Here is a 9,707-nt window from a genome sequence, read left to right as displayed (position 1 = left end):
CGTCGTGACGACAGCCGTGGTGGCAGCACCGGCGGTGGCTTCCGTCGTGACGACAGCCGTGGTGGCAGCACCGGCGGTGGCTTCCGTCGTGACGATCGCGCGCCGCGTCGTGATGACGAGCGTGGTGGGCGCCCCAGTGGTGGTTTTGAGCGCCGTGATGACCGCGGTGGCCGTCCGAGCGGCGGCTTCGAGCGTCGCGACGACCGGCCCAGCGGCCCGCGTCGTGACGACAGCCGTGGTGGCGGTGCCGGCGGTGGCTTCCGGCGTGACGACAGTCGCGGTGGCAGCACGGGTGGTGGCTTCCGTCGGGACGATCGCGCGCCGCGTCGTGATGACGAGCGTGGTGGCTACCGCGGTGGACAGCGTGACGACCGTGGCGGACGCCCCAGTCGTGGCTTCGAGCGTCGTGACGACCGGCCCAGCGGCCCGCGTCGTGACGACAGCCGTGGTGGCGGTGCCGGCGGTGGCTTCCGTCGGGACGACCGGGCTCCGCGTCGTGATGACGAGCGTGGTGGGCGCCCCAGTGGTGGCTTCGAGCGCCGTGATGACCGCGGTGGCCGTCCGAGCGGCGGCTTCGAGCGTCGCGACGACCGGCCCAGCGGCCCGCGTCGCGATGACGACCGGCCCAGCGGCCCGCGCCGTGACGACAGCCGCGGTGGCAGCACCGGCGGTGGCTTCGAGCGTCGTGACGACCGGGGCCGTGACGACAGGAGCCGTGACCGGGACCGTGCGCCCCGTCGTGACAACGACCGGGGTAACGACCGCGGGGGATACCGCGGGCGGGACGACCGTGGGGGCTACCAGGGCCGCGATGACCGTGGGGGCTACCAGGGCCGCGAGGACCGGGAGCCGATCAAGCGGCTTCCCATCCCTGACGACGTCACTGGCCAGGAGATCGACAAGGATGTCCGGCAGGAGCTGATGAGTCTGCCGAAGACCCTGGCCGACGACGTTGCGCGGAACCTCGTGATGGTGGCTCGCCTCATCGACGAGGACCCCGAGCAGGCATACGGGTACTCGCGTATCGCGCTGCGTCTGGCCTCGCGCGTCGCCGCAGTGCGTGAGGCTGCCGGCTTCGCCGCGTACGCGACGCAGAAGTACGCGGAGGCACTGGCCGAGTTCAGGGCGTCCCGTCGCATGACCGGCTCCGTGGACCTGTGGCCCGTCATGGCCGACTGCGAGCGCGGACTCGGCAGGCCCGAGCGGGCGATGGACATGGCCGGTGGGCCCGAGGTCCAGAAGCTGGACAAGGCCGGCCAGGTCGAGATGCGCCTGGTCGCCGCCGGTGCACGCAGGGACATGGGCCAGATCGACGCGGCAATCGTCACGCTGCAGGGCCCCGAGCTCGCCTCCAGCTCCGTCCACTCGTGGACCCCGCGCCTGCGGTACGCGTACGCGGACGCGCTCCTGGAAGCAGGGCGCGAGGACGAGGCCCGTGAGTGGTTCGGCAAGGCCCTCGAGGCCGACAAGGACGGCGCGACCGATGCGTCGGACCGGCTCGCCGAACTCGACGGTGTGGAGTTCGTCGACGCCATGGGTGAGGACGACGAGCAGTCGGCCGTGGTCGAGGCGCCGGGCGCCGCGGAGCAGGACGACGAGGACGACGGCGTGGAAGAGTACTACGACGCGGATGACGAGGAAATCGAAGAAGTCGAGGACGACGACTCGGAAGATTCCGCGAAGGCGTAAGCGCTGAACGGCTGAAAGAAGAGGGCGGCACCCGTGACGGGTGCCGCCCTCTTCTGTTTGTGCCGTCCCTCAGTCAGTGTCGAGACTGCGCAGGACGAGACCCGTGGCCGGCTTGGGGCCGAACGAGGTCGACTTGCGGGGCATGGTGACGCCCTGTCTGGCCAGGTCCCGGACGACGTCCTCGCGGACCGGATGCATCAGGACCGCCGTGGCATCGTGCCGCTCCGCCTGCTCGACGGCCGCCGCGGTGTCGTGGATGTAGGCGATGTGCTCCGGGGCGTCGGGAATCCTCCAGACGTGGTCGAGGAGCGTGGAGTGCAGCACGGTCGCATCCAGTGCACGCCAGGCCTCCGGCCGGTCGGCACGAACCGTGCGGGCGAGGAGTTCCCCGTCCGGCCGGTCGACGAGGTGGAACCCGCCGTCGCCCGCGAGCAGAAAGGCGTTGCCCTCCGCCGCGGCCTCGGTGAGTGCGTCGAGTGCCCGTGGCAGCGGTCCCTCGATCCTCCTGACCCGGAAGCGGTTGTCGAGAGCCTCGATCGCCTCGGCAACAGGAAGACGGTGCAGCAGCCGGTGGATGGCTCGGACCTGGAGGGGATAGCGGGCCGTGTCGACGAGGAGGACCAGCCCGAAGTCCCAGGGGCCCGGCGCCGATTGTTCCTGCTGGAGCCTGAGATAGGTGGCCCAACGGTGATGACCGTCGGCGATCAGGGCCTGGCAGTGGGAGAGATCGGCCTGGATCTCCGCCTGCTCGCCAGGATCGGTGACGGCCCAGAGGCGATGGCTGAGGCCGTCCTCCGTCGTGGTCGTGAGAAGGGGGAGGCGCTCCACCACGCGTTCGATGACAGCGGTCGCTCCGGATCGCGCGCCGTCGCTGACGTAGCTGAGCAGCAGCGGTTCGAAGTGGGCCGCCGCGGTGCGCATCAGGTCGGCGCGGTCCTCCACGACATCGTCCATGACGTCTTCGTGCGGGAGCACGATGCCCTCGGCGGCGGGGGAGAGTGCCAGGGCCCCGATCACGCCTCGCTGCAGGATCTCCCCGGTGTGCTGCTCGTAGATGTAGAGCGCAGGGGCAGGGTCCGGGGCGAGAACGCCCTCGGCGAGCCAGCGCTTCAGGGTCTCGGCGGCCTGCTGATGGCGCGCGGCGGCGGTGCCGGCCTGCGGAAGGATCAGCCGCACGATGTTGTGGGGGTCCGCGGACTCCAGGTGGTGCAGCCCGTCGGGCCTGACGACGACGTCGTACGGAGGTGAGGTCACCGCGGCAAGGCTGCCGACCCGCTCGGGGACGTACCGCAGCCCACGGAAGGGGATCAGCCGCATTCCCTGGCCGGCGGGCCCTGATGTGTTCATTTGTGCATCGTATGTGCGCTCCCGGTATGCGCGATGATCGGGGCAGAAGCATGGAAAGAGGAGCGCAGTCATATGAGTCAGCAGTACAGGTCCCGGCCGCTCGGGAGCAGCGCGGCGCTGAGCGAGGCGTACGACACGGCTCTGCTCGATCTCGACGGGGTGGTGTACGCGGGCGGGCATGCGATCGTCCACGCCGTCGAATCGCTGGGCACCGCGCGGGAGGGTGGGATGCGGCTGGCGTACGTGACGAACAACGCCCTGCGCACTCCCGATGCCGTGGCGGAGCATCTGACGGAGCTCGGGGTGCCGGCCGAGCCGGGCGATGTGATCACGTCGGCGCAGGCGGTGGCCCGGCTGATGGCCGATCAGCTGCCGCCCGGGGCCCGGGTGCTCGTGGTCGGCGGGGAGGGACTGCGCGTCGCGCTGCGCGAGCGCGGGTTGGTGCCCGTGGAGTCGGCGGACGACGAGCCGGTCGCGGTGGCTCAGGGGTACGGCGGGCCGGACCTGGCGTGGGGGCGGTTCGCCGAGGCGGCGTACGCGATCGCGCGCGGGGCCGTGTGGTTCGCGTCCAACACGGATCTGACGATTCCGAGTGCCCGTGGCATAGCGCCGGGCAACGGTGCGGCGGTGGAAGTCGTACGGATCGCCACCGGTGCCGAGCCGCAGGTCGCCGGCAAGCCGTTGCCTCCGATGCACCGGGAGACGGTGCTGCGGACCGGTGCCGAGAGGCCGCTGGTGGTCGGGGACCGGCTGGACACGGACATCGAGGGCGCGTTCAACGGAGGTGTCGACTCGCTGCTCGTGCTCACCGGGGTGACCGACGCGGCGCAGTTGCTGGCTGCCGAGCCGAAGTACCGGCCGACCTATGTGGACCGGGACCTTCGAGGGCTGCTCACCGGTCAGCCGGAGGTGGCGGAGGAGGGCGGCCGGATCCGCTGCGGTGGCTGGACGGCCGAGGTACAGGGGGACGCTCTTGTGCTGGAGGGCGACGGGGACCCGCTGGACGGGCTGCGTGCCCTGTGCGGGGCGGCGTGGACGTATGCCGGTGAGGGGTCCTGCGAGCTGGACGCGGCGAAGGCGGTGGCCAGGCTCGGTCTGTAGGAGTCGGCGGAGGGGACAACCGAACCCGCAGGTGAGGCGGCTGGAGGGTAGGCTAACCTAACCCGGTGTTGGTTGAGAGTCCCTCCGAATCGAGCGCCGGCCCCGCGGCCACGCCTCAGGAGCCCGCGCGCCCCCGGCGTCATGCGGTACGTGCCGCAGGTCTGCTGGCAGCTGTGGGCGTTCTGGTCCTGGTCTGCCTCGCGAGTATCGCGATCGGTGCCAAGGCGCTGCCCCTGTCCGAGGTCTGGCACGGCCTGTTCCACTTCTCGGGAACCAACGGCGACGTCCTCGTACGGGACGTGCGCGTCCCGCGGACCGTGCTCGGGCTGATGGTCGGGGCGGCGCTGGGCCTCGCCGGTGCGGTGATGCAGGCCCTGACCCGTAACCCGCTCGCCGAGCCCGGCCTGCTGGGTGTCAACGCGGGCGCGGCCGCGGCGGTCGTCTCCGCGATCAGCTTCTTCGGTGTCACCTCGCTGACCGGGTACGTCTGGTTCGCGTTCATCGGCGCCGCGATCGTGTCCGTGGCGGTGTATCTGCTCGGCGGCAGCCGGTCCGCGAACCCTGTGCGGCTCGCACTCGCCGGCACGGCGGTCACCGCGGCCCTGTTCGGCTACGTCAACGCCGTACAGCTGCTGGACTCGGCGGCGCTGGACCGGCTGCGGTTCTGGACCGTCGGTTCGCTGGCTTCCGCCACCATGGGGACCGTCGGCAAGGTGTGGCCGTTCATCGCGCTCGGCGTGCTGCTCGCGCTGCTCATCGCCCGGCCGCTGAACGCGCTGGAGATGGGCGACGATACAGCCAGGGCACTCGGCGCCCATCTGACCCGTACGCGCGCCCTCGCGATGGCGGCCGTCACCCTGCTCTGCGGGGCCGCCACCGCCGCCTGCGGGCCGATCGTCTTCATCGGGCTGATGATCCCGCACCTCGTCCGCACCATCACGGGTCCCGACATGCGGTGGATCCTGCCGTACGCGGCCGTGCTCTCGCCCGTGCTGCTGCTCGGCGCCGATGTGGTCGGCCGAGTCGTCGCACGCCCCTCCGAACTGCAGGTCGGTATCGTCACCGCACTGCTGGGCGGGCCCGTCTTCATCCATCTCGTACGACGCAAGAGGATGGCCCAGCTGTGAAGGCCCCGCAGGACACCGCGAAATCGGTCCGCGCCGTACGGACCGCCGGTGGTTTCTCCTTCCGGGTGGACGTCCGGGCGCTCGTCGTGATCGTGCTGCTCACCGTGGTGGCGGCAGCGGCAGCCGTGGTGCTCACCGGCAGCGGCGACTACTCCATGACGCCGGGTGAGGTCCTCACCACGCTGTTCGGCAACGGAACCTTCCAGCAGGAGCTCATCGTCACGGACCTGCGCCTGCCGAGAGTCCTGGTCGGGCTGCTGGTCGGTGCCGCACTCGGCGTCGGAGGCGCTGTCTTCCAGAGCGTCTCGCGCAACCCGCTGGGCAGTCCCGATGTGCTCGGCTTCGGCCAGGGCTCCGCGGTCGGGGCACTCGTCGTGATCGTGCTCTTCCACGGCGGGGCCACCGAGGTCGCCGCAGGCGCCGTGACCGGAGGTGTGCTGACCGGTGTCGCCGTCTATGTGCTGGCGTGGAAGCGGGGCGTGCACGGCTACCGGTTGGTGCTCGTCGGTATCGGCGCGGCCGCGATGCTCACCGCCGCCACCCACTACCTGATCACCAAGGCCAATCTCGTCGACGCCACCCGTGCCGTCGTCTGGATGACCGGCTCGCTCGACGGCCGGGACTGGGCGCAGGTCTGGCCGCTGCTGGTGGTCTGCGGTGTTCTCGTACCCGTGGTCCTGGGCCACGGACGTGCCCTTCGCATGCTGGAGATGGGCGACGACGCCGCACACGCCCTGGGTGTACGGGTGGAACGCACCCGGCTCGTCCTGCTGGGCTGCGCCGTGATCCTCGTCGCCGTCGCCACGGCTGCCGCGGGCCCCATCGTCTTCGTCTCGCTGAGTGCCCCGCAGGTCGCCCGCAGGCTCACCCGCTCGCCCGGCCCCAACCTGGCTGCCGCCGCCTGCACGGGCGCGGCCCTGCTGCTCGTCGCCGACTGGACCGCGATGAACGCCTTCGGGGACCGCCGGCTTCCGGTGGGTGTCGTCACCGGTGTACTGGGCGGCTGTTACCTGCTGTGGCTCCTGGTGTCCGAGCGCAGGACGGGACGCATATGAAGCCCGGTACACCGCCGACGGCGCCGGACACCTCGCAGACGAAGCCCATCAACTCCGGGAGTACGACCATGCAGCGCCTCACCGCAGACTCGGTGACCCTCGGCTACGACCGGCGGATCATCGCCGAGGGCCTCTCGGTCGAGATCCCCGACAACTCCTTCACGGTGATTGTCGGCCCCAACGCCTGCGGTAAGTCGACCCTGCTGCGCGCGCTGTCCCGGATGCTGAAGCCGAGCCGGGGCGAGGTCCTGCTGGACGGACAGTCCATCCACCGGATGCCCGCGAAGAAGGTCGCCAGGACCCTGGGCCTGCTGCCCCAGTCCTCCATGGCTCCCGACGGCATCACGGTCGCCGACCTCGTCTCGCGCGGCCGGTACCCGCACCAGGGGCTGCTGCGCCAGTGGTCGCCCGAGGACGAACGGATCGTCGTGGAGTCCATGGCGTCCACCGGTGTCGGCGAACTCGCCGATCGCTATGTCGACGAACTGTCCGGCGGCCAGCGCCAGCGCGTCTGGATCGCCATGGCGCTCGCTCAGCAGACCCCGCTGCTGCTGCTCGACGAGCCGACGACGTACCTGGACATCCAGCACCAGATCGACGTACTCGACCTGTGCGCCGAGCTCCACGAGACGCAGGGCCGCACGCTGGTCGCCGTGCTGCACGATCTGAACCACGCCGCCCGGTACGCCACCCACCTCATCGCCATGCGCCAGGGCGAGATCATCGCCGAGGGCGCCCCCGGGGACGTGGTCACGGCGGCGCTGGTGGAGGAGGTCTTCGGGCTGCCGTGCCAGGTCATCGACGACCCGGAGACGGGAACACCGCTCGTGGTCCCGGCAGCCCGCAGGAAGAGGGCCGGAGCCAAGGTCTCTGCCGGAGCCCGACAGGTACGGCCTACAGCAGGGATCTGAGCCTCAGCAGATCGCGGAAGCCCGCCTCCAGCCGGACCCGGCCCGAGCCCCAGGCCCTCGCGAAGTTCAGCTCGCCGTTCACCATGGCCACCAGATCGTCCCCGGTCATCGCGAGCCGGATCTCGGCCTTCTCGCGGGGCGGGCCCTCGACCGTGTCGAGTACCCGGATCCGGCCGCCCGCCAGCCGCCCGCTGAACGTGACGTCGAGATCCTTGATGTGGCAGCTCAGCGAGCGGTCGAGAGCAGCAGCGCTGCGTACGTCGCCGTCGGCACCTGCCAGATTGCCGGAAAGTGTGTCGAGTGCACTGCGGCACTCCGCCATGGTCGCCATCGTCACCGACGGTACCCCAGCCGTTCGGGGTAGCGTTTCCGGCATGAGCGACTGGATGCCGGGGCCGGGGACGGCGCAGGAGGGCGACGCGGAACCGCCCGCCGCGCCTCCCGCACCCTCCTTCGACCCTGCCCCGCCCACCCCCCTCGGTGTCGCACGCACCCCCACCGGGCACGCCGGGGTCGATGCGCAGCTGGAGCGACTGGCCGATGCGGACCACCTCCCGGCGGACGGGCACACCGCGGTGTACGAGGATGTACACCGTGGGCTGCGCGACGCGCTGACCGAGCTGGACGCCCGGCCCGCACCCGCACCCCCGTACAACAACAGGAGCTGAACGAGAAGTGGCAGGAGTGGCACGTCGCCGCCTCGACGCCGAGCTGGTACGCCGCAAGCTCGCCCGCTCGCGCGAGCACGCGAGCCAGCTGATCGCGGCGGGGCGGGTGACCGTCGGCGGCAACACCGCGACCAAGCCCGCCACCCAGGTCGAGACGAGCGCCGCCGTCGTCGTCGTGAAGGACGACAGCGACCCCGAGTACGTCTCGCGCGGCGGGCACAAACTCGCGGGCGCGCTCGCCGCCTTCGTACCCCTCGGGCTGAAGGTCGAAGGCCGGCGGGCATTGGACGCAGGCGCGTCCACAGGAGGCTTCACCGATGTGCTGCTGCGGGCGGGAGCCAGTCATGTCGTCGCCGTCGACGTCGGCTACGGGCAGCTCGCGTGGTCGCTGCAGTCCGATGAACGCGTCATCGTCAAGGACCGTACCAATGTACGAGAGCTGACGCTGGAGCAGATCGACGGGAAGGCGGTGGACCTGGTGGTGGGCGATCTGTCGTTCATTCCGCTCGGTCTCGTGCTGCCCGCCCTGGCGCGCTGCGCCGCCCCCGACGCGGACCTGGTCCTCATGGTCAAGCCGCAGTTCGAGGTGGGCAAGGAGCGCCTCGGCAGCGGCGGTGTGGTCCGCAGCCCCGAGCTGCGGGCCGAAGCGGTACGGGAAGTGGCGCGCCGGGCCGGCCTCCTGGGCCTCGGCGTCCGGGGCGTCACGGCGAGCCCGCTGCCCGGGCCGTCAGGAAATGTCGAGTACTTTCTGTGGCTGCGGGCCGGAGCACCTGAACTGGATCCCGCGGATGTCGACCGTGCAGTGGCGGAGGGGCCTCGTTGACGACGCATGCGGCACAACCCGAGAACGTGGCACGAACTGTTTTCCTGCTGGCACACACCGGCCGCTCGGCAGCGATCCGCAGCGCCGAGCTCGTCGTCCAGGGCCTGCTGCGCAACGGCCTCGGCGTCCGGGTCCTGGCCGCCGAGGCGGCGGACCTGCCGCTTCCGCCGTCCGTGGTGACGGTCACGGACGCGACGCCCGCGGCCGTGGACGGCTGCGAACTGCTGATCGTGCTCGGCGGGGACGGGACGCTGCTGCGCGGCGCCGAGATCTCCCGGGCGTCCGGCGTACCCATGCTGGGTGTCAACCTCGGGCGCGTCGGATTTCTCGCCGAGGCCGAGCGGGACGACCTGGACAAGGTCGTCGACCGGGTCGTCACACGGGCGTACCAGGTCGAGGAACGCATGACGCTCGACGTCATCGTGCACAGCAACGGCGACATCGTGCACACCGACTGGGCGCTCAACGAGGCGGCCGTGCAGAAGGTCTCGCCCGAGCGGATGCTGGAGGTCGTGCTCGAGATCGACGGCCGGCCGGTGACCGGGTTCGGCTGCGACGGGATCGTCTGCGCCACGCCGACCGGCTCGACCGCGTACGCCTTCTCGGCCGGCGGCCCCGTCGTCTGGCCCGAGGTCGAGGCCCTGCTGATGGTGCCGATCAGCGCCCACGCGCTGTTCGCCAAGCCTCTGGTGACCTCACCCGACTCGGTACTCGCGGTCGAGGTACAGCCGCACACCCCGCACGGGGTGCTGTGGTGCGACGGCCGCAGGACCGTCGAGCTGCCCGCGGGGGCCCGGGTCGAGGTGCGGCGCGGTGCGGTGCCCGTACGGCTGGCACGGCTGCACCAGGCCTCGTTCACGGACCGTCTGGTCGCCAAGTTCGCGCTCCCGGTGCAGGGCTGGCGCGGCGCGCCGCACTGACTGGGAAGCGGTCCCGGGGCCCGGGAGAGTGAACCGGTACCCGGGGCCCTTGGCGCACAGGGGTCC

General features: G+C 71.2%; 11 protein-coding genes. 9 read left to right on the top strand and 2 right to left on the bottom strand.

Annotated features, from left to right (window positions below; genetic code table 11):
• On the top strand, positions 1–922 hold a 922-nt coding region (locus ACFWBQ_RS05120), incomplete at its 5' end, for a hypothetical protein (protein ID WP_385483977.1).
• Positions 922–1,689 carry a hypothetical protein gene (locus ACFWBQ_RS05115; protein ID WP_385483975.1) on the top strand — a complete coding sequence of 256 codons (768 nt, stop codon included), beginning with the start codon at positions 922–924 and terminating at the stop codon, positions 1,687–1,689. The genes ACFWBQ_RS05120 and ACFWBQ_RS05115, both read left to right, overlap by 1 nt.
• 69 nt (positions 1,690–1,758) lie before the next feature.
• Here ACFWBQ_RS05115 and ACFWBQ_RS05110 read toward each other — a convergent pair whose 3' ends face one another.
• On the bottom strand, positions 1,759–3,036 hold the full coding sequence (locus tag ACFWBQ_RS05110; RefSeq protein WP_385483973.1) for a DUF1015 family protein: 1,278 nt from the start codon (positions 3,034–3,036) through the stop codon (positions 1,759–1,761).
• Between the two features lie 72 nt (positions 3,037–3,108).
• Between ACFWBQ_RS05110 and ACFWBQ_RS05105 the strand changes: the two genes are divergently transcribed.
• The 4 genes from ACFWBQ_RS05105 (at position 3,109) to ACFWBQ_RS05090 (ending at position 7,230) form a co-directional block, all read left to right on the top strand.
• Positions 3,109–4,137, top strand: a complete 1,029-nt coding sequence (locus ACFWBQ_RS05105; protein ID WP_385483971.1) for an HAD hydrolase-like protein — start codon at positions 3,109–3,111, stop codon at positions 4,135–4,137.
• A gap of 65 nt (positions 4,138–4,202) precedes the next feature.
• Positions 4,203–5,264 carry a FecCD family ABC transporter permease gene (locus tag ACFWBQ_RS05100; protein WP_385483969.1) on the top strand — a complete coding sequence of 354 codons (1,062 nt, stop codon included), beginning with the start codon at positions 4,203–4,205 and terminating at the stop codon, positions 5,262–5,264.
• Positions 5,261–6,319, top strand: a complete 1,059-nt coding sequence (locus ACFWBQ_RS05095) for a FecCD family ABC transporter permease (protein ID WP_385483967.1) — start codon at positions 5,261–5,263, stop codon at positions 6,317–6,319. Before ACFWBQ_RS05100 ends, ACFWBQ_RS05095 begins: the two co-directional genes overlap by 4 nt.
• A gap of 68 nt (positions 6,320–6,387) precedes the next feature.
• A complete protein-coding gene (locus ACFWBQ_RS05090) occupies positions 6,388–7,230 on the top strand; it encodes an ABC transporter ATP-binding protein (protein ID WP_385484024.1) in 843 nt (280 codons plus the stop codon).
• Here the strand turns inward: ACFWBQ_RS05090 and ACFWBQ_RS05085 are convergent.
• Positions 7,214–7,561, bottom strand: a complete 348-nt coding sequence (locus ACFWBQ_RS05085) for a sterol-binding protein (RefSeq protein ID WP_385483965.1) — start codon at positions 7,559–7,561, stop codon at positions 7,214–7,216. The two genes, ACFWBQ_RS05090 and ACFWBQ_RS05085, sit on opposite strands and share 17 nt — an antisense overlap.
• Before the next feature lie 43 nt (positions 7,562–7,604).
• Between ACFWBQ_RS05085 and ACFWBQ_RS05080 the strand changes: the two genes are divergently transcribed.
• The 3 genes from ACFWBQ_RS05080 to ACFWBQ_RS05070 are packed head-to-tail and all read left to right on the top strand — an operon-like array spanning position 7,605 to position 9,641.
• Entirely contained in the window at positions 7,605–7,898 is a 294-nt protein-coding gene (locus tag ACFWBQ_RS05080; protein WP_385483963.1) for a hypothetical protein, read from the top strand.
• Between the two features lie 7 nt (positions 7,899–7,905).
• A complete protein-coding gene (locus ACFWBQ_RS05075; protein ID WP_385483961.1) occupies positions 7,906–8,721 on the top strand; it encodes a TlyA family RNA methyltransferase in 816 nt (271 codons plus the stop codon).
• Positions 8,718–9,641: an NAD kinase gene (locus ACFWBQ_RS05070; protein ID WP_385483959.1), complete on the top strand. Its 924-nt coding sequence runs from the start codon at positions 8,718–8,720 to the stop codon at positions 9,639–9,641. Before ACFWBQ_RS05075 ends, ACFWBQ_RS05070 begins: the two co-directional genes overlap by 4 nt.
• The last annotated feature ends 66 nt before the right edge of the window (positions 9,642–9,707 follow it).

Source organism: Streptomyces sp. NPDC060035 (assembly GCF_042736635.1).
Taxonomy (GTDB): Bacteria; Actinomycetota; Actinomycetes; order Streptomycetales; family Streptomycetaceae; genus Streptomyces.
Note: the sequence above shows the minus strand (reverse complement) of the source record. Positions and strands in the feature narration are given on the sequence as shown.

Bases quoted from the DNA above. Each gene is read 5' to 3' on its own strand.
- ACFWBQ_RS05115 (WP_385483975.1), top strand. From the start codon at position 922: ATGAGTCTGCCGAAGACCCTGGCCGACGACGTTGCGCGGAACCTCGTG.
- ACFWBQ_RS05110 (WP_385483973.1), bottom strand. From the start codon at position 3,036: ATGAACACATCAGGGCCCGCCGGCCAGGGAATGCGGCTGATCCCCTTC.
- ACFWBQ_RS05105 (WP_385483971.1), top strand. From the start codon at position 3,109: ATGAGTCAGCAGTACAGGTCCCGGCCGCTCGGGAGCAGCGCGGCGCTG.
- ACFWBQ_RS05090 (WP_385484024.1), top strand. From the start codon at position 6,388: ATGCAGCGCCTCACCGCAGACTCGGTGACCCTCGGCTACGACCGGCGG.
- ACFWBQ_RS05085 (WP_385483965.1), bottom strand. From the start codon at position 7,561: ATGGCGACCATGGCGGAGTGCCGCAGTGCACTCGACACACTTTCCGGC.
- ACFWBQ_RS05080 (WP_385483963.1), top strand. From the start codon at position 7,605: ATGAGCGACTGGATGCCGGGGCCGGGGACGGCGCAGGAGGGCGACGCG.